The sequence below is a fragment of the Micromonospora sediminicola genome, assembly GCF_900089585.1.
Classification (GTDB): Bacteria; Actinomycetota; Actinomycetes; order Mycobacteriales; family Micromonosporaceae; genus Micromonospora; species Micromonospora sediminicola.
Map to the genome: position 1 here is coordinate 319,492 of NZ_FLRH01000003.1, position 18,843 is coordinate 338,334.

An 18,843-nucleotide genomic window follows, 5' to 3' on the forward strand; every position below is an offset into this window, starting at 1 on the left:
GCCTACCGGTCGGTCACCGGCAGAATGACCGGCAGAACCGTCCTGGGATCGGGGCAAAGTACGGCACAAGCGTGCGAAACGCCCAGCAGGCACGGATAGGCTTCCGGCAGCGGGGGGCACCGGGGGGTGCTGGCGCGAGCGTGGAGCGAGGGGCAGCACCAGGGGGCTACTTCGCTCGCGCCACCCCCGCGCCCTCCGCTCAGCCCCGCCGCGCGCGATCCCGCTGCGCCACCAGGGAGTAGAGCAGTTCCTCCTCCCGGGGCAGCAGGCTGACCCCGGTGACCTGCCGGGCGCGATCCAGCCGGTCCAGCACGGCCACCTCACCGGTGCTGGCGGCCAACCCGACCAGCGCCTCGACCAGGTCCCGCCGGTCCGCGCCGCCGGACGCCGCCTCGGCCGCGGCCGCGAACCACTCCGCCGCCAGCTCACGATCCCCCCGGTGCAGCGCCACCTGACCCTCGATGAGTCCGCGGAGCGCGTCCTCGGGGCGGACGTCCCGGCCCGCGCCGGGCGGGTCCCAGCGCTCGGCGGCCGACGGCCGACGGGGCCTCGGCACCGGTCCGGACGGCCACAGCTCCGCCACCACGGCCGACGCGTCGTCGATCCGCCCCTGAAGCGCGAGCGCCAACCCGACCGTGCCGACCACTCGACGGAGCCGCCCGGGATCGCCCAGCTCCACCAGCGCGGCGGCGGCCCGCCGCCCCTGCTCGACCGCCTCCGCGTAGCGGCCCTCCCACCGGGTCAGCTCGGCCAGATCGGCCCGGGCCAGCAGGCGCAGGCGCTGATCGCCGCACTGCGCTGCCAGCCGGTCGACCGTGGCCAGCCGCCGCCGGGCCCCGGCCAACTGCCCCACGCGTACGTCGTGCCAGGTCAGGTGGTGCTGGGCGACGGCCATCTCGCGTGCCCGGCCGTGCCGGGTGGCCAACGACAGCGCGGCCTCGGCCTGCTCACGCGCCTCGTCGTGCGCGCCGAGCCCGCGCAGCAGCGCGCAGAGCACCGACCGGGCGGACAGCTCCCCGGTCACGTCGCCGACCTCGGTGAAGGTGACCAGCGCCGCCCGCGCCGCCGGCAGCTCCTCCGCCCCCGCGCCGTGCTCGACGGCCAGCCGGGCCGCACCGAGCAGCGCCCAGGCGCGCAGCACCGGCGGCACCCCGGCGGTACGCGGATCGTCCAGCAGTCGACGCAGCCACCGACGGCCGGACACGTCCCGCCCCCGCAGCCGCCACCAGCGGGGCAGCGCGGCGGCCAACAGCAGCGCCGTCGCCGGGGCCCGCTCGCCCGCGTACGCCAGCGCGGCGGTGATGTCGCTCGTCGCCTCGTCGAGCAGGTGGACGGTGCCGGGCAGCTCCGCGCCGACCAGGCCGGGGGCGGTACGCCGGACCAGCCCGGCGACCACCGTCGCGTGCCGCAACCGGATCCCGTCCGTCTCGCCCTCGGCGTCGGCCTGCTCGGCCGCGAAGTCACGCACCGCGTCCAGCAGCCGGAACCGGAACGGGCCCGTCCCCCGGACGCTGAGCAGGCCCAGCTCCCGCAGCCGGTCCAGCAGCGGCACGGCGTCCCACCGATCGGCGCCGGTGGCGAGCAGTTCCTCGGCCAGCTCCACCGACCAGCGGTTGCGGAAGGCGGACAGGCGGCGCAACGCCGCCCGCTCGGCCGGGGCGAGCAGGTGGTAGCTGGTCGCCACCGCCTCGCGCAACGTCACCGTGCCGGCTGCCGGCTGCCCGCCGGGCCGCACGGCGGCCAGGTCGAGGACGCGGTCGCCGTAGCGGTCGAGCAGCTCGGTGACGTCGAGGATGCGGCCGCGGGCCGCCATCAGCTCGACGGCCAGCGGCAGCCCACCGAGCCGGCGGACCAGCGCGGCGAGCGCCGGTAGCTCGGCCGGGGTGGGCGGCGCGTGCCGGGCCTGGGTGAGCCGGGCGGCGAAGAGCGCCGCGGCGGGCCACCGGTCCAGGTCGGCCCGCTCCGTCGGCCGCGCGCCCGGCGGTGGCACGTCCAGCGGCGCCACCGGCCGGACCAGCTCACCGGGGAGGCCGACCGGCCGGCGACCGGTCACCAGCACCCGCAGCGTCGGCGCCGCGGCGGTCAGCGACCGCAGCGCCTCGGCCACCGGCCCGGGCGCCCGTTCGACGGCGTCGACCAGCAGCAGCGCCGGGCGGCCGGCGAGCCGGCAGGAGAGGTCGGCCAGCCGGCTCACGCCGAAGACCGCCGCCGAGGCGGCCAGCACGTCGGCCGTGTCCGAGCCCTCGCCGACCAGCACCCCGACCACACCGGCGGGATGGCGGGCCGCCACCGCGTGGGCGACGGTCAGCGCGAGGGCGCTCTTGCCGACGCCGGCCAGCCCGACCAGGCTCACCACCGGATGCGCGCCGATCAGGTCGGACACCTCGGCCACGTCCCGGTCCCGCCCGAGCAGCGCCACCGGTTGCGGCAACGCGGTCGGCGTGCCCGGATCGTCGGCGGCCGGGACGCGCGGCGCCGGGTCGGCCGGTGCGGGCCGGGCGGTGGTGACGAACTCCCGACGGTCGTCGCCGGTCAGCCCGAGCGCGTCGGCCAGCAGATCCACTGTGGTGCGTTGGGGTCGGGTCGCCCGCCCCCGTTCCAGATCACGGACCGTGCGCACGCCCACGCCGGCCCGGCCCGCCAGCTCGGCCTGGGTCAGGCCGGCGGCGAGCCGGTGCCCGCGCACCAGATCGGACAGCAGGGTCCGACCACCGGGGCTCCGCGAACGATCATGATCGGGAGTCATGGGCACGAAGAGTACGGATCGGGTCCGACGCTCCACAGCCCATCGTCAACCACCCGACCGTCCATCGCCGATATCCGACAGACGGCCGAAACGGGGCGTCGCTCACATACCGAGGTCGCGGGCGATGATCATGAGCTGCACCTCGCTGGTGCCCTCGCCGATCTCCAGGATCTTGGAGTCCCGCCAGAAGCGGGCCACCGGGTACTCGTTCATGAAGCCGTAGCCGCCGTGGATCTGGGTCGCCTCCCGGGCGTTGTCCACCGCGACGGTGCTGGCGTGCAGCTTGGCGATCGCCGCCTGCCGCTTGAACGGCTCACCGGCGAGCATCCGGGCGGCAGCGTCGTAGTAGGCCAGCCGCGCGGTGTGCGCCTTCATCTCCATGTCCGCGATCTTGAACTGGATCGCCTGGTAGTTGCCGATCGGCTGGCCGAACGCCTGGCGCTCCTTGGCGTACGTGATCGACTCGTCCACGCAACCCTGGGCCAGCCCGACCGCCAGTGCGGCGATGGCGATCCGGCCCTCGTCGAGGATCCGCAGGAACTGCGCGAAACCCCGACCGCGCTCACCGAGCAGGTTGGCCGCCGGCACCCGGCAGTCGTCGAAGGTCAGCTCGTGGGTGTCCGAGGCGTTCCAGCCGACCTTGGAGTAGCCGGGCGCGACCGTGAAGCCGGGCGTGCCGGACGGCACGATGATGGTGGACAGCTCCTTGCTGCCGTCGGGCTTCGTGCCGGTGACCGCGGTGACCGTGACCAGCGCGGTGATGTCGGTGCCGGAGTTGGTGATGAACGCCTTCGAGCCGTTGATCACCCACTCGTCGCCGTCCAGCACCGCCCGGGTCCGGGTGCCACCCGCGTCCGAGCCGGTGCCCGGCTCGGTGAGCCCGAAGCCGGCCAGCGCCTCACCGCTGAGCAGCTTCGGCAGCCACCGCGCCTTCTGCTCCTCGGTGCCGAACCGGTAGATCGGCATGGCGCCGAGCGAGACCGCCGCCTCCAGCGTGATCGCCACGCTGGAGTCGACCCGGGCCAGCTCCTCCAGCACCAGGCAGAGCGCGAAGTAGTCGCCGCCCATGCCGCCGTGCTCCTCCGCGAAGGGAAGCCCGAACAGGCCCATCTTGCCCATCTGCCGGACGATCTCGTACGGGAAGGTGTGCTTCTCGTAGTGCTCGCCGATCACCGGGGCGACCACCTCGCGGGCGAAGTCCCGGACGCTCTCCCGCAGCGCCTGCTGCTCCTCGTCGAGCCGGAAGTCCATGTCGATCCTCCTGGAAGGCGGGCCGCCGGGCGCTCGTGACGCCGGGAGCGGCTGAAAGCGTTAGGAGGGGCCCCTTTCCATGCACCAGGCGTTAAGAAGGGGCCCTTCCTTACCGGTCAGACGGGGGTGACGCCGTGCCGGCGCCGGGAGAAGTGCCGCTCCTTGCCGCGCGCGGCGGCGAACCGGCGCACCAGCTCGGCGCGCAGCTCGTGCGGCTCGACGATCGCGTCCACCACCAGCTCGCTGGCGAGCCGGACCACATCGATGTCGCGCTCGTACTCCTCGCGCCTGGCGGCGACGAACGCGGCCCGCTCGGCCTCGTCCTCGATCGCGGCGATCTTGTTGGCGTAGACCGCGTTCACCGCGGCCTCCGCGCCCATCACCGCGATCTTCGCGGTGGGCAGCGCGATGGTGGCGTCGGGCTCGAAGCCGGGGCCGGCCATCGCGTAGAGGCCCGCGCCGTACGCCTTGCGGACCACCACGCAGATCTTGGGTACGGTCGCCTCCGAGATCGCGGTGATCATCTTCGCGCCGTGCCGGATGATGCCCTGCTTCTCCACCGCGCTGCCGACCATGAAGCCGGGCACGTCGCTGAGGAACAGCAGCGGCACGTTGAACGCGTCGCAGAGCTGCACGAACCGGGTCGCCTTGTCGGCCGAGTCGACGAAGAGCACGCCGCCCTTGAACATCGAGTTGTTGCCGACCACGCCGACGACCTCGCCGTTCAGCCGGCCGAACCCGATGGTCAGCTCCTTGGCCCACAGCGCCTGGATCTCGAAGAAGCTGCCCTCGTCGAGCAGGCCCTTGACGTACCGGCGCATGTCGAACGCCTGCCGCTCGCTGGCCGGGACCAACGCGGCCAGGTCGGCCTTCGCCGGCGCGTCCACGGCCTCGGCGGCCGGCGGCTCCTGCTTCCAGTTCGACGGCAGGTAGGACAGGTACGTCCGCACCACGTCGAGCGCGTCGTTCTCGGTCTTGCAGAGGAAGTGCCCGACGCCGGACTCGGTGCAGTGCACCTTGGCGCCGCCCATCGCCTCCAGCGTGGTCTTCTCACCGGTGACCATCTCGACCATCCGGTCGGAGCCGAGGTACATGCTGGCGTTGCCGTCCACCATGGCCACCACGTCGCAGAACGCCGGGATGTACGCCCCGCCCGCCGCGCTCGGCCCGAACAGCGCGCAGACCTGCGGGATCGAACCCGAGGCGCGGACCTGGTTCCAGAAGATCTTGCCGGCGCCGCGCCGGCCCGGGAACAGGTCGACCTGGTCGGTGATCCGGGCGCCGGCCGAGTCGACCAGGTAGACCATCGGCACGCCGGTCGAGTAGGCCCGCTCGATGATCCGGATGATCTTCTCGACGGTGCGCGCGCCCCAGCTGCCGGCCTTGACCGTGGAGTCGTTCGCCATCAGGCAGACCTGCCGGCCGTCGATGGTCGCGGTGCCGGTCACCACGCCGTCGGCGGGCAACCCGTCGGCCATGGCGTTGGCGTAGAGCCCGTCCTCGACGAAGGAGCCCTCGTCGACCAGGTAGGCCACGCGCTCGCGGGCGAACAGCTTGCCCTTGGCGGCGTTGGCCGCATGGTATTTGTCCGCACCGCCGGCGCGGGCGCGCTTGCGCAGCTGCTCCAGAGCCTCACCGTCGAGCGTCACGCCGACTCCCTTGCACCCCACCGACCTGAACGATCGTTAGGCTACCCCACCCCCGCCCCCTCCGGCGACCCACCACCCGCCGCGCCCCGCACCTCCGGCCGGGGCGGCTCGCGAGGTCGGGGCGGCCCCGGCGAATCCGACGGCTCGCCAGTTCGGCGTAGTGGCGCCATCCACGCCGTCGGGACCCAGCCACCTCCCCGAGCTGGCGACCCTCTCCACCAGTTCCCCGAGGTGGCGGCACCCTGAGCCCGACCACGCCGGCGCTCCGACCCCGCCCATGCCCCGCGTCCCCGCCCCTGTCGCCCGCCCCTGCCCGCCCTCCAGCCCTCCCGTCCGCCCCCGCGATCAAGGGCTTAGCGTCACCCGAGCGTTCGGGGCCGACGCAAACTCCTTGATCAACAGGGAGGGGGCGGGCGGGACGGGGAGGGGCGGGGCGGGGAGGTGGGGTCAGGAGGGGAGGGGGGTCAGGAGGGGAGGGGGGTCAGGCGGGTGCGGGGGCCGGCGCGGAGGACGCCCGACGGCAGCTTCTTGCCGACCAGGTGTTCGGCCAACTCCGCCGCCTCGATCAGGGCGTCCAGGTCGATGCCGGTGTCGATGCCCATGTCGTGCAGCATGTGCACCGCCTCCTCGGTGGCCAGGTTGCCGCTGGCGCCCGGGGCGTAGGGGCAGCCCCCGAGCCCGCCGACGCTGGCGTCGAACTCGGTGACACCCAGCTCCATGGCGGTCAGCATGTTGGCCAGGGCGGTGCCCCGGGTGTTGTGGAAGTGCAGCAGCACCGGCAGGTGGGCGTTGCGGTCGCGGACGGCGGTGACCAGCTCGCGGACCCGTCGGGGCGTACCCATGCCGGTGGTGTCGCCGAAGGCGACGCGGTCCGCGCCGTCGCGGGCGACGCGGTCGACGATCGCGGCGACCCGCCGCGGGTCGACGTCGCCCTCGTAGGGGCAGCCGAAGCTGGTCGCCACGATCACCTCGGCGGTGGCGCCCGCGCCGTGCAGCAGGTCGATCAGCTCGGCGATGTCGTCGAGCGACTCCTCGGTCGAGCGGTTGACGTTGCGCCGGTTGTGCGTGTCGCTGGCCGAGACCACCACCTCGATCTCGGTGAAGCCGGCGGCCAGTGCCCGCTGGGCGCCCCGGGTGTTGGGCACCAGGGCCGAGTAGCGCACCCCGTCGACCTTCTCCGCCCGCCGCCACACCTCGTCGGCGTCGGCCATCTGCGGGATGGCCTTCGGGTGGACGAAGGAGACGGCCTCGATGCGCCGCACCCCGGTCCGGGACAGCGCGTCGAGCAGCCGCACCTTGGCGTCGGTGGGGATCGGCTCCTCGTTCTGGAGCCCGTCCCGGGGTCCTACCTCACGGATGCTGACGTGGTCCGGCAGTTCCGCCATTGGGGGTCACCTCGCTGTGACGTCGTTCGTGCCTCGTCTCCCCGAAGTGTGACACCCCGGCCGGGGTCGACCCGCCGGCAGATCCGTGATGGTGTCGTATCGGGCCGCCGCCGTTCGTGGAACTGGTGGGGCGGCCGATCGGGCCGCGGCCCGGGACCGAGGGGGACGACATGACGGAGTACCTGATCGCGTTCAACGACGAGTGGGTGCACGAGCACACGGCGGACGAGATGCGCGAGAAGGACGTCGCCGTGCGGGCCGTGATCGACGAGATGCTGGCGGAGGACGTGCTGATCTTCGCCAACGGCGGGCTCGACCGGTCCACCGTGGTGTGCGCGGTCGAGTCGGTCGACGGCGGGCCCGTCTTCACCGACGGCCCGTACGCCGAGACCAAGGAGCACCTCGGCGGGTTCGTCGTCGTGGACGTGGCGGACGACGCGGCGGCCCGGCACTGGGCCGGCCGGCTCGCGACGGCGCTCGGCTGGCCGCAGGAGGTGCACCGGTTCCGCGGCCCCGGGCAGGCCCGGCGCGCCGTCTCCGTCCAGCGGTGAACGCCCCCTCGGCGGTCGCCGCCGAAGGAGCGCTCACCCGGGCCCACCGCGAGGAGTGGGCGCGGGTGGTCGCCGACCTCACGCGCCGTTTCGGCGACCTGCACGTCGCCGAGGACGCGACGGCGGAGGCGTTCGCGGCGGCCGCGGCACGCTGGCCGTGCGAGGGCGTGCCGCCCAGTCCCGGTGGCTGGCTCGCCACCACGGCGACCCGCAAGGCGATCGACTGGCTCCGTCGTGAATCGCAGCGCGACGCCAAGCACCGGGCGGCCCTGATCATGTACGACGACACCCCTCCCCGGCCGACCGGCCCGATCGCTGACGACCGGCTCCGGCTGGTCTTCGTCTGCTGCCACCCGGCCCTGGGCATGGAGGCCCGGGTGGCGCTCACCCTGCGCCTGGTCGGCGGCCTCACCGTCGCCGAGATCGCCCGCGCCTTCCTGGTGCGGGAGACCGCGATGGCGCGGCGGATCACCCGGGCCAAGGAGAAGATCAGAGCCGCGGGCATCCCGTACCGGGTGCCGTCGGCCGACGACATCCGCGAACGGCTCGACGGCGTGCTCGCGGTGGTCCACCTCGTCTTCAACGAGGGCTACCTGGCCGGCGAGGGGGACGACCCGCTCCGCGTCGACCTCAGCGACCGGGCGATCCACCTCGGCCGGCTGCTCCGGACCCTGCTCCCGGACGACGGCGAGGTCGCCGGGCTGCTCGCCCTGATGCTCCTCGTCGACGCCCGGCGGCCGGCGCGGGTGGCCCGCACCGGAGAGCTGGTGACCCTCGCCGAGCAGGACCGTGGCGCGTGGGACCGGGCCCGCGCCGCCGAGGGCAGGGCCCTGGTCCGGGAGCGGATCGGGGCGCTCGCCGCCGGCGGTGACCCACCCGGGCGCTACCAGCTCCAGGCCGCGATCAACGCGGTCCACATGGAGGCGCCGTGCGCGGCGGACACCAACTGGTCCACGATCGTCGCCCTCTACGACCGCCTGGTGCTGCTCGACCCGTCGCCGGTCGTGCGGCTCAACCGCGCGGTCGCGGTCGCCGAGGTCGACGGCCCCGGCGCCGGGCTCGCCGAGATCGACCGGCTCACCCGGGCCCTCGACGGCTACCACGCCCTGCACGCCGCCCGCGCCGACCTGCTGCGTCGGCTCGGCCGCGACGACGCGCGGGCGGCGTACGACCGGGCGATCGGTCTCGCCGGCAACGCCGCGGAACGCGCCTACCTGACCCGCCGCCGCGACCAGCTCGGCGGCGACCCCGTCCTGGTGCCGGACGGCCGGTAGCGACGGCACCGCCGTCCGGCACCAGCGCTGGTCAGCGCATCCGGCCGACGATGCCGGTGTCGTAGTCGCCGGAGAGGAACTCCGGGTTCTCCAGCAGTTCGGCGAAGAACGGCAGGTTGCACTTCGGGCCGACGATCTCGAACTGGGCGACCGCCGCGCGCGCCCGCTCGACCGCCTCCTCCCGGGTCGCGCCGCTGACGATCAGCTTGGCCAGCAGGCTGTCGTAGAACGGGGTGACGGTGTTGCCGGCGACGTAGCCGGAGTCGACCCGCACGCCGGCGCCGGAAGGCTCGTTCCAGGTGGTGATCGCGCCGGGGCCGGGCAGGAAGCGCTTCGGGTCCTCGGCGTTGATCCGCAGCTCGATGGCGTGGCCGCGCGGGGTGAGCGCGTCCGGGTCGAACGTCGGCGCCAGGCCGGACGCCACCCGGAGCTGCTCCTCGACCAGGTCGACGCCGTAGACGTACTCGGTGACCGGGTGCTCGACCTGGAGCCGCGTGTTCATCTCCAGGAAGAAAAATTCTTCGGCGAGGGAGCTGTCGCCCTTGAGATCCCGCTGACGCGGGACCAGCAGGCACTCGACCGTGCCGGCGTTGCGGTAGTCGACCGCCTCACCCGCCCGGACCGCCGCGGCCAGGAACCGCTCCCGCAGCTCCGGCGAGACCGCCGGGGACGGCGACTCCTCGACCAGCTTCTGGTTGCGCCGCTGCACCGAGCACTCCCGCTCGCCCAGCGCCACCACCCGGCCGTCGGCCAGGCCGAGGATCTGCACCTCGACGTGGCGCACCCGGGGGAAGTAGCGCTCGATCAGCACCGAGCCGTCGCCGAACATCCGCTCGGCGAACGCGCGGACCTTGTCGTACTCGGTGCGCAGCGCGGCCTCGTCGGCGGCCACGCCCATACCCATGCCGCCGCCGCCCGCGGCGGCCTTGACCATCACCGGGTAGCCGATCTCGGCGGCGGCGGCGACGGCCGCGTCCAGGTCGGCGGCCGGTTCGGTGGTGCCGGGCGCGACCGGCACGCCGGCCGCCGCCATCAGGTTACGAGCGTTGATCTTGTCGCCCATCGCGGTGATCGCGTCCGCGCCGGGTCCGACCCAGATCAGGCCGGCCCCCTCGACGGTACGGGCGAAGTCGGCGTTCTCCGACAGGAAGCCGTAGCCGGGGTGGATCGCCTGCGCGCCGGTGCTCCGGGCCGCGTCGAGGATCGCCTCCACGTTGCGGTAGCTCTGCGCCGGGTTGGCCGGCCCGACACAGACCGCCTCGTCGGCCTCGGCGACGAACGGCAGGTCGGCGTCGGCCTCCGAGTGCACCGCGACGGCCCGGATCCCGAGCCGCCGGGCGGTGCGGATCACCCGCCGGGCGATCTCCCCCCGATTGGCGACCAACAACGATTCGATCATGTTCGGCACGGACGTGACCCCTTCTCGACGCAAAGCCGGGGTCCCTTCTTAACACGCGTTAAGGTGAGCGCGGCGTGTCAGGTCGGGTCGGTGGGCGCGAGCAGGGCCGCCAGGGTCGCGCCGCGCAGCAGCTCGGCCCGCCGCCGGCGGTCCACCTCGCCGCCGAGGAACGGGGTGGAGTTCATCAGGCCGAACGCGGCGTGGGCGAGCACCCGCGCGGCGCCGTCCGGCAGACCGGGGTGCAGCGCGGTCAGCACGGTGACCCACTCCTCCACGTACATCCGCTGGAGGCGGCGGATGCGGCGGCGCGGCTCGTCCGGGAGGCGGTCCAGCTCGTGCAGGTGCAGCGCGATCACCGCCGGGTTCGCCAACGCGAACTCGACGTGGAAGTCGATCAGCGACTCCAGCGCGCCGCAGGCGTCGTCCGGGTGGCCGGCGGCCCGTTCCCGCCCGCCCGCGAGCAACCCCTCGCTCACCGGGATCAGGGCGGCGACGAGCATCGCCTCCTTGCCGGCGAAGTGGTGGTAGAGCGCCGGGCCGGTGACGCCGGCGGCCGCGCCGATGTCGTCCATCGACACGCCGTGGTAGCCGCGGGCCGCGAAGAGGCCGACCGCGATCTCCAGGATCTCGTCCCGCCGGGACCGACGCCGGGCCGCGCCCGCCGCACCCCGCGCCTGCTGTTCCACCGCCACCGGGCCAGCCTAGACCTCGCGTCCCGGGTGAGGCAGCCGTGGTTACCCGTCGGTCGCCTCACACCGGCACGCTCTCACTCCTCCCCGATGCCGTGCTCCGCCCGGATCTTCGCCGCCTCGGCCGGGCGGTCCTGGTCGTCCAGCGCCCGGGCGAGCAACCAGGCGGCCTGGGCGGCCGGACGGGAACCGGTGGGCAACCCGGCGAGCACCGGGCCCAGCAGACGTTCGGCCTGGTCGGGTCGACCGTCGCGGAGCAGCAGCTCACCGGTGAGGACCTCGACCTGCGCCGCCTCGCCGAACGCCTCGATCGACCGGAGCCGGTCGGGCACGCCGTCCAGCCGGTCCAGCGCCGCGGTGATCCGCTCCTCGGCGATCAGCACCCGGGCCACCGCGTCGGCGGCCATCGCCCGCTCGTACGTCACCACGGGCGGCTCGTCCGGCAGCCCGGCGAGCGCCCCGAGAGCCTCGTCCACCCGCTCGATCGCGGCCACCGCCGCCGGCAGGTCACCGGACCAGTGCAGGGCGAGCATCTCCCGCCGCCGGGCCCGCAGCTCGTCCACCGGATAGCCGGCCAGCCGCCAGGCGGTCGCGGCCGCCGCGAACCGTTGCGCGGCCAGCGCGTCCCGGTCGTCGTCGTACAGGATGCCGCCGGCCTCCTCCAGCACCTGCGCCCGCTGCGGGAGATTGTCCGGCCCGTCCAGGTTCTCGGCCAGTTGGTCGAGCAGCCCGAGCGCCAGGTCGGGCTCGCTGAGCCCCTCGTAGATCCCCGCCAGCAGGTGCCGGCAGCGGTCGGCCTCGGCCTGCGCGCCGGCCCGGTCGAGGCCGAGCACCGCCTCCTCCGCCACCTCGGCGGCCTCGGTCAGCCGACCGGCGGCCCGGTAGGCCTCGGCCAGCTCCCAACGCAGCAACGCGTCGCCCGGCAGCCCCTGCTCGACGCAGAGGGTGACCGCCTCGGCGAGATCCTCCACCGCCTCGGCGGCCCGCTCGGCGGCGAGCAGCGCCCGCCCCCGGGTGACCCGCAGCGGCAGCCGGGCGCCCGGCGGCGCGACCGCCAACGCCTCGTCGCACGCCGCCACCGCGTCGGCCGGGTCGTCCGTCGCGCGGACGTAGGCCAGGCAGGCGGCGGTCAGCATCTCGCCGTCACCCACCTCGCCGGCCAGCCGACGGGCCCGCACCGCCGCGTCGCGGAACTCGTCGGCCCGCTCCAACCGCTCCAGCACGTGCGTGCGGTGCAACGCCACCCGGCCGTCCAGCCACGGGTCGAGGCCGGCGTCGGCGTCGGCGCGGTCGAGCGCGTCCAACGCCTCCGCCCACCGCTCCCGGTGCACGTGGGCCAGCGCGAGCCGGTCCCAGGCGGCGGCGCGCTCGCGCGGCTCACCGTGCGCGGCCAGGTGCTCGGCCGCCTCCCGAGCCAGGGTCAGCCCCTCCTCGGCGCTCTCCTCGACGGTGCTGAGCAGCGCGCCGAGCCGACCGGCCACCACCTGGGCCCGGAGCGGGTCCGGCACCTCGCGCCAGGCGGCCAGCGCGGCGCGGTTGACCTCGATCGCCACCGGCACGCCGTCGTCGTCCTGGGACACCTCACCGGCCCGCAGTTCGAGCCGCCGGGCCCGGGTGGCGGCCGGCAGCTCGGCGTCGCCGAACCGCTCGTCGTACGCGCGCAGCGCGGCGACCAGCCCGTCCCGCCGGTTGGTGCGCCAGCACTCCTCGGCCAGCGCCAGCAGCTCGTCGGGGTCGGCCTGGGCCGGCACGGTGACCGGTGCGGCGGTCACCGGCCCGCCGCCGGAGCGCGGGGCGGGCACCGGCGGGCGGCGCAGGCTCGCCGAGAGCGGGAGGTGCTCGCCGTCCGGCTCGGCCGCGATCCGCCGGGCGATTCGCTCGGACTGGTGGGTGGTGCCGTTGCGGGCGTCGAACCGCTCGGCCAGCGCGGTGGCCGAGTCGGCCAGCTCGTCGGCGAGCGCGCCCGCCGGCACGTCGGCGGCCGGCCGGTCAGCGGCGGCCCGACGGTGCACGGTCAGGTCGGCCGGCACCTGCCGCAGCGCCGCCGCGGCGGCGGCCGCGAAGTGCATGCCGGCGGCCGGGGTGGGTGCCCGGTCCAGCCAGTCGAGGTGCCGTTCGACCAGCTCCAGCGCGCGTGCCCCGTTGCCGGTGACCGTGCAGAACTCGACGTGGTCGGCGATCTCCCACAGGTCGGCGAGGCGACCGCGCAACCGCCGGTACGCCTCCCGGTGCGCGTCCCGCGCCTGCTCCTGGCGACCGGTCTCGCGGTAGGAGGCGAGCAGCGCGGTGAGGATCCCCTGCGGCTGCTCGACGCAGTTCAGGCGCCCGGCGAGCACCGGCTCGGCGAGCGCCACCGCCTCGTCGTGCCGGCCGATGTCGGCCAGGTAGCCCACCTGCGTGGTCGGGTCGCAGCCGGCGCAGTCGGAGAGCGCGTCCCGGGGGGTGGTCATCCAGAGGCGGTACGCCTCGGCGGCCGCCGACTCGTCGCCCAGGTGGTCGGCGACCAGGAACCGGTGCTTGTGGACCGCCTGGAGCGAGTGCCCGGACTCGCGGTAACGCCGTTCCATGTCGTCGAGCACCGCGTACGTCCGGTCCAGCGGCAGCTCGGGGAACTTCAGCATGGCGTTGACCATGTACTTGAAGTACCAGAGGAGCTGGTGGGTGTAGCCCTGGTGGTAGGGCTGCGGGTCCCGGTCGAACTCGGCCAGGCACCAGGAGAACGTGACGAACGACTTCGCCGGCTCCCCACCGTGGACGTACGCCGGGGTGGCGGTGATCCGGGCGGCGAAGGCCAGGTGCCGGTCCTCGCCCGCGTCGGCCCGGCGCAGCAACTGCTCCAGCGCCGCGATCTGCCCCGGGCCGTACGGCATGGACTCGATCTCGCGCAGCATCCGCCAGAGGTCTTCGTCGGTCACGAGGTCACTCCTGTCCCGGTACGGCCCGGCCGAGCAGGCCGAGGAAGGAACTGTTCAGCAGCGCGGCGTCGGCCGCCCGGATCGGATGGTGGCCGAGCAGCAGGGCCTGCCCGTAGAGCGCCTCGACGGCCAGCCCGACCAGCTCCGGGTCGGTCAGCGTGGTGACCCGGCGGACCAGCGGGTTGCGGTGGTTGAGGACCAGCTGCGGCCGGTCCGGCGGGGCGGAGGCGGCCAGCGCGTCGAGCACCCCGCCCCACAGCTCGTCGGCCCGGTCGCGGCTGGCGGCGAGCTGGTCGTGGAAGGCGGCCGAGCGGGACACCAGGTAGAGCGCCGGCAGCGAGACCGGGTCGTAGGCCCGGACCACCACCTCGCAGCCGAGCCGTTCCAGGGCCCGCTGCGCCCCGGCGAGGAACGGGCGCAGGGCCAGCTCGGTCGCCGGGTCGAGGATCTCGAACCGGGTGGTGAGGTCGCTCGGCTCCAGCCGCTCGATCAGCACCGACCGGTCCACCGTGGGCAGCCGCTCGATCAGCTCGGTGTCGTAGGTGTAACCGCCGTTGACCACGGCCAGGTCCTGCGCGGCGGCCACGGCGGCGAGCTGGCGGAACTCGTCCAGGCTGGCGGCGTAGCGGATCAGGCCGTGCCGGCTGCGGAACTCGGCGAGCGTGAGCGTGCCGACGTTGGTGTCCATCGGCCACCACTGGTCGACCAGGCGGAGCATCTCGTCGTCGTGCAGCGCCAGCGCCTTGACCCCGAGGTGGTGGACCTGGAGGAACTCGGCGAGCCGGTGCGGGTCGTGCGTGGCGAGCCGGACCAGCCAGCCGCGGATCTGGTCGCCGAGCGACTCCCGGACGGCGCCGAGCAGGGCGTCCTCGTAGAGCGCCTCGCGGCTGGCGGTGGGACGCAGCTCGCCGGCGTCGACCACGCAGTGGGCGAAGAACGCCCACTCGGGCAGCAGGCCGTCGGCGTGCTCGGCGAGCAGCATCCGCTTGAGGTAGACCCGGTGCCCGGCCCGCGCGGCCGGGTTCACCGGCGTGGGCAGGATGAAGGCCACGCCGGTGAGGCCTGCCTCGGGCACCGACAGCGGCACCACGTCGAACGGGACGAAGCCGAGCAGGTCACGGGCGTAGCGGGCCAGCCCGGCCCGGTCGACGGCCGCGCCGGGCGTGGTCGGCCAGGGCGGCGGGCCGGCGGTGGTCGGCGTGTCGCCGACGCGGACGTCCACCGGCAGCAGGCTGCCGTAGAGGCGGGCCAGCTCGGTCACGGTGGGGGTGCCGAACCACTGGTCGGCGTCGCGTCGGGGCACCAGCGTCACCGTGGTGCCGGGCTCGCTGCGGGCCTGCTCCGGCTCGGCGAGCCGCACCGCGTAGCGCCCGTCGGACCAGCCCGTCCAGAGCACGGTCGGCTGGTCGGCGTGTCGGGTGACCACCCGGATCTCGTCCGCGACCAGGAAGCAGGAGAGCAGGCCGATGCCGAACTGACCGAGGAACTCGTGCCGGGAGAAGCCCAGCTCGTCCCGCTTGGAGCTGCGGCCGATCGTGGCGAGCAGCTCGTGCACCTGGGACTCGGTGAGGCCGATGCCCGTGTCGTGCACGCGCAGCGTCCCGTCGCCGGTCAGCTCCGGCGGCTCGACCCGGACCCGGGCCGGGGCGTCCGGCTCGGTGGCCCGACGGGCCGTGATCGCGTCGACGGCGTTCTGGAGCAGCTCGCGCACGTAGACCCGCGGACTGCCGTAGAGGTGATGACTGAGCAGGTCGACCACACCACGGAGGTCGACCTGGAAGGTGCGGTCCAATCGCGCTCCCGGTTCCGATTTCGGCGCTCACCGTACCGGCCGTGGCCGACAGTGTCCGCCCCCCTTTCCGTCGGTCGGCTTGACCCTCGACCCGGTGCAGGCCGCACCGTCCGTCGGCATGACCACCACCGTCCTGGGCCGGAGCTACCGGCTGCTCTGGTCCGCCGCCGTCTGCTCCCGGCTCGGCGACGCGCTGCGTACGCCGGCCCTGGCGCTGCTGGCCGCGACGCTCACCCGGGATCCCCGGGCGGTCGCCGCGGTGACCGTGGCCGGGCAGCTCCCGCCGCTGCTCCTCGGCCTGCTCGGCGGCGTCTACGCGGACCGGTGGGACAGGCGGCGGACGATGGCCGTCGTGGACGGGGCCCGGGCCGTGGTGGTGGCGGCACTGGCCTGGCTCGTGGCCACCGGGCAGGCCGGCATCACCACGCTGGCCGCCGCCGCACTGCTGCTCGCTCTGCTGGGCACGCTCTTCGACGCGTCCGCGTTCGCCCTGCTGCCCGCCGTGGTTCCGCCCACCGCGCTGGCCCGCGCCAACGCCCACCTCCAGGCCGGCACCACGGTGGCGGGCGGTTTCGTCGGCGCCCCCCTGGCCGGCGTCCTCTTCGCCACCGCCGCCGCCCTCCCGTTCACCGTGGACGCCCTCACCTTCGCCCTCGCCGCCGCCCTCGTCCTCGCGATCCCCCGCCGATCTTGCACTTCCGGCCCGGACGAAACCCCGGAAAGCAGACGGAACGCGGGCCGCAACCGCAAGATCGGCGGCATCGGGGTGTGGCGGGAGGGGTGGGAGGGGGTGCGGTGGGTCTGGGGGGATCGGGGGTTGCGGGGGTTGGCACTCGCGTCGGCGGGGTCGAATCTGGCGATCAGCGGGCTCGCGGCCGTGCTGGTGCTCTACGCGCTGGAGGTGCTGCGGGTGCCGGCGGCGGCGTACGGGCTGTTCTCGGCGGGCGTGATCGCCGGCGGGTTGGTCGGCGCGCTGCTCGCCGGCCGGCTGGCCGCTCGGTTCGGCACGCTGCCGGCGCTGCGCGGGGTGCTGCTCGGGCAGACGCTGGCGTTGACCGGGTTCGCGCTGGCCCGGCACCCGCTGACCGGTGGGCTGGCGCTGGCCGGCCTGGCCGCCGGCACCACGATCTGGAACAGCCTCTGGTCCGCGTACGGGCAGCGGCACGTGCCCCCGGGCCTGCTCGGCCGGGTCGGCGCGGCACAACGGACGCTCGGTCTGGCCGCCGCCCCGGTCGGCGCGGCGCTCGCCGGGTTCGCCGGCCGGGCGTACGGGCTGGCGCCGGTCGGTTGGGCCGCCGCGGCGGTGTTCGCGCTGGTGACGGTCGCCGCCTGGATGACGTTGCGGGACGGCGGCGTCGGGTCACCCCCGGCCGGGCTCGAAGCCGGCCAGCCGGACGGCGAGCCGCTGCCGGGCCGGCGGGAGCGCGGAGACCACGCGGAGCAGCAGGTTCCGTAGCGGCCGGACGGCCGGCGGGGCGGCGGCGAGCCGGGTGAGCCCGGCGGCGAAGCCGAGCACCTCCTCGGCCCGGGGGCGGCGCTCGGCGGCGTACGCGTCGAGGGCCTCCGGGCCGGCGGCGAGCGCGTCGCCGAGCGCGACCGCGTCCCGCAGGCCGAGGTTCATCCCCTGCCCACCGGCCGGGCTGTGCACGTGCGCCGCGTCGCCGGCCAGCAGGACCGGGCCGGACCGGTAGGTGTCCGCGATCCGGTGGTGGATCCGGAACCGGGAGGCCCAGGCCACGTCGAGGACCCGGTCCGGCCGGCGGACCGGGCCCCGCTCGTCGAGCAACGCCTGGAAGTGCCGCGCCTGCGGCTCGCGCGGCGCGTCAGTCACGGTGGCGACCAGCCGGACCGTGCCGTCGGGCAGCGGCGCCCAGATGAGCGGGCCCTGTCGGGACAGGAAGAGGGTGACCTGGTCGCGCGGGAGCGTGCTGTCCACCCGCACGTCGGCGAGCAGGAACGACTCGCCGGGGTCGGCCGGGCCGCCGAACCCGATGCCGGCCAGTTCGCGGACCCGGCTGTGCATGCCGTCCGCGCCGACGACCCAGCGGGCCCGGACCGTGCCGCCGTCGGCGAACCGCGCGGTGGCGCCGCCGTCGTCGAGGTCGAGGCCGGTCAGCTCGTACGGCCGGCGCACCCGCCCGCCGAGCGCGGTGAGCCGGTCGGTGAGCACCACCTCGGTCTCGGCCTGCGAGATCAGCAACGCGTACGGGTAGCGGGACGGCAACCGGTCGAAGGGGACGGCGGCGAGAACGCGGTCCCGGTCGCGGACGGTGAACCGGGTCGAGTGCAGCCCTCGGGCGGCCAGCGGGGCGGCCACCCCGATCCGGTCCAGCACCTCCAGCGTGCCGGCGTGCACGACGGCGGCGCGGGAGGTGACGGGCGGCTCGGCCAGCCGGTCGACCACGGTCGCGGTCATGCCGTGACCGGCGAGGGCCACCGCCACGGCGAGGCCGGTCGGCCCGGCTCCCACCACGAGGACGTCCGTGGACTCGGGCAGCATCGCTCCACCTCCGGCTGGGTCAACAACTGTTTGCCAACGCTTGTTGACCCAACACTAGCGTCGATGTCAACGGCTGTTGGCCTACAGTCGTGGACATGACCGACACGGCCCCCCGCACCCGCCGCTCGGACGCCACCCGGGCGGCCATCCTGCGCGCCGCCCGGGCCCGCTTCGCCGCCGACGGCTACGACCGCGCCACCATCCGGGCCATCGCCGCCGACGCCCGGATCGACCCGTCCATGGTCATGCGCTACTACGGCAGCAAGGAGGGGCTCTTCGCGGCGGCGGCCGAGTTCGACCTGCACCTGCCCGACCTGACCCAGGTGCCGCCGGAACGGCACGGTGAGACGCTGATCCGGCACTTCGTGCGCCGCTGGGAGGCAGACGGGACGCTGGTCGCCCTGCTCCGGGCCGCCAGCACCAACCCCGGGGCGGCCGAACGGATGCGCGGCATCTTCGCCGACCAGCTCGCCACCGCCGTGGCCCGGTCCGGCGCCGACCCGGCCACCGCCGCCCGCCGGGCCGGACTGGTGGCCAGTCAGATCCTCGGCCTCGCCCTCACCCGGTACGTCGTCCGGCTGCCGCCCGTGGTCGACCTCGACCCGGAGGAGCTGGCCGCCTGGGTCGGCCCGACGATCCAGCGCTACCTGACCCAACCTTTCCCCCCGTCCCACGCGTCTGCGAGGTGACGG

The 18,843-nt window shown here is 74.9% G+C and carries 13 protein-coding genes; 4 read left to right on the top strand and 9 right to left on the bottom strand.

Features of this window, described 5'->3' with window-relative positions; genetic code table 11:
• Positions 1–199 precede the first annotated feature (199 nt).
• From GA0070622_RS01985 to GA0070622_RS02000, 4 genes are all read right to left on the bottom strand, one after another.
• Entirely contained in the window at positions 200–2,746 is a 2,547-nt protein-coding gene (locus GA0070622_RS01985) for an ATP-binding protein (protein ID WP_091566142.1), read from the bottom strand.
• A gap of 102 nt (positions 2,747–2,848) precedes the next feature.
• On the bottom strand, positions 2,849–3,997 hold the full coding sequence (locus GA0070622_RS01990) for an acyl-CoA dehydrogenase family protein (protein WP_091566146.1): 1,149 nt from the start codon (positions 3,995–3,997) through the stop codon (positions 2,849–2,851).
• Positions 3,998–4,113: 116 nt separating this feature from the next.
• Positions 4,114–5,646: an acyl-CoA carboxylase subunit beta gene (locus tag GA0070622_RS01995; protein WP_091566150.1), complete on the bottom strand. Its 1,533-nt coding sequence runs from the start codon at positions 5,644–5,646 to the stop codon at positions 4,114–4,116.
• Positions 5,647–6,110: 464 nt separating this feature from the next.
• A complete protein-coding gene (locus tag GA0070622_RS02000) occupies positions 6,111–7,022 on the bottom strand; it encodes a hydroxymethylglutaryl-CoA lyase (protein WP_176558859.1) in 912 nt (303 codons plus the stop codon).
• A 179-nt stretch (positions 7,023–7,201) separates the two neighbouring features.
• On the opposite strand from GA0070622_RS02000, the gene GA0070622_RS02005 reads away from it, so the two are divergent.
• Positions 7,202–7,582 (top strand): YciI family protein, encoded by a 381-nt coding sequence (locus GA0070622_RS02005; protein WP_091576765.1) that lies wholly within the window; start codon positions 7,202–7,204, stop codon positions 7,580–7,582.
• A complete protein-coding gene (locus GA0070622_RS02010) occupies positions 7,579–8,856 on the top strand; it encodes an RNA polymerase sigma factor (protein WP_091566159.1) in 1,278 nt (425 codons plus the stop codon). The genes GA0070622_RS02005 and GA0070622_RS02010 overlap by 4 nt, the downstream gene beginning before the upstream one ends.
• A gap of 31 nt (positions 8,857–8,887) precedes the next feature.
• Here GA0070622_RS02010 and GA0070622_RS02015 read toward each other — a convergent pair whose 3' ends face one another.
• The 4 genes from GA0070622_RS02015 to GA0070622_RS02030 all read right to left on the bottom strand — a co-directional run bounded on the left by GA0070622_RS02015 (position 8,888) and on the right by GA0070622_RS02030 (position 15,651).
• Positions 8,888–10,255 (bottom strand): acetyl-CoA carboxylase biotin carboxylase subunit, encoded by a 1,368-nt coding sequence (locus GA0070622_RS02015; protein WP_091566162.1) that lies wholly within the window; start codon positions 10,253–10,255, stop codon positions 8,888–8,890.
• 77 nt (positions 10,256–10,332) lie between these two features.
• Complete coding sequence (locus GA0070622_RS02020) at positions 10,333–10,947, bottom strand: TetR/AcrR family transcriptional regulator (RefSeq protein WP_091566167.1); 615 nt, start codon at positions 10,945–10,947, stop codon at positions 10,333–10,335.
• A 74-nt stretch (positions 10,948–11,021) separates the two neighbouring features.
• Positions 11,022–13,859: a tetratricopeptide repeat protein gene (locus tag GA0070622_RS02025; RefSeq protein WP_091566171.1), complete on the bottom strand. Its 2,838-nt coding sequence runs from the start codon at positions 13,857–13,859 to the stop codon at positions 11,022–11,024.
• A 4-nt stretch (positions 13,860–13,863) separates the two neighbouring features.
• Complete coding sequence (locus tag GA0070622_RS02030) at positions 13,864–15,651, bottom strand: HSP90 family protein (protein ID WP_091566174.1); 1,788 nt, start codon at positions 15,649–15,651, stop codon at positions 13,864–13,866.
• Positions 15,652–15,769: 118 nt separating this feature from the next.
• Here GA0070622_RS02030 and GA0070622_RS02035 point away from each other — a divergent pair, with 118 nt between their 5' ends.
• Positions 15,770–17,107: an MFS transporter gene (locus GA0070622_RS02035; RefSeq protein ID WP_091576767.1), complete on the top strand. Its 1,338-nt coding sequence runs from the start codon at positions 15,770–15,772 to the stop codon at positions 17,105–17,107.
• On the opposite strand, the gene GA0070622_RS02040 is transcribed toward GA0070622_RS02035, so the two are convergent.
• The gene (locus GA0070622_RS02040; protein ID WP_091566177.1) at positions 17,012–18,151 is read right to left on the bottom strand and encodes an FAD-dependent oxidoreductase; all 1,140 of its coding nucleotides are present in this window, start codon (positions 18,149–18,151) and stop codon (positions 17,012–17,014) included. The genes GA0070622_RS02035 and GA0070622_RS02040 overlap by 96 nt on opposite strands.
• 89 nt (positions 18,152–18,240) lie before the next feature.
• Between GA0070622_RS02040 and GA0070622_RS02045 the strand changes: the two genes are divergently transcribed.
• Positions 18,241–18,840, top strand: a complete 600-nt coding sequence (locus tag GA0070622_RS02045) for a TetR/AcrR family transcriptional regulator (protein WP_091566181.1) — start codon at positions 18,241–18,243, stop codon at positions 18,838–18,840.
• The last annotated feature ends 3 nt before the right edge of the window (positions 18,841–18,843 follow it).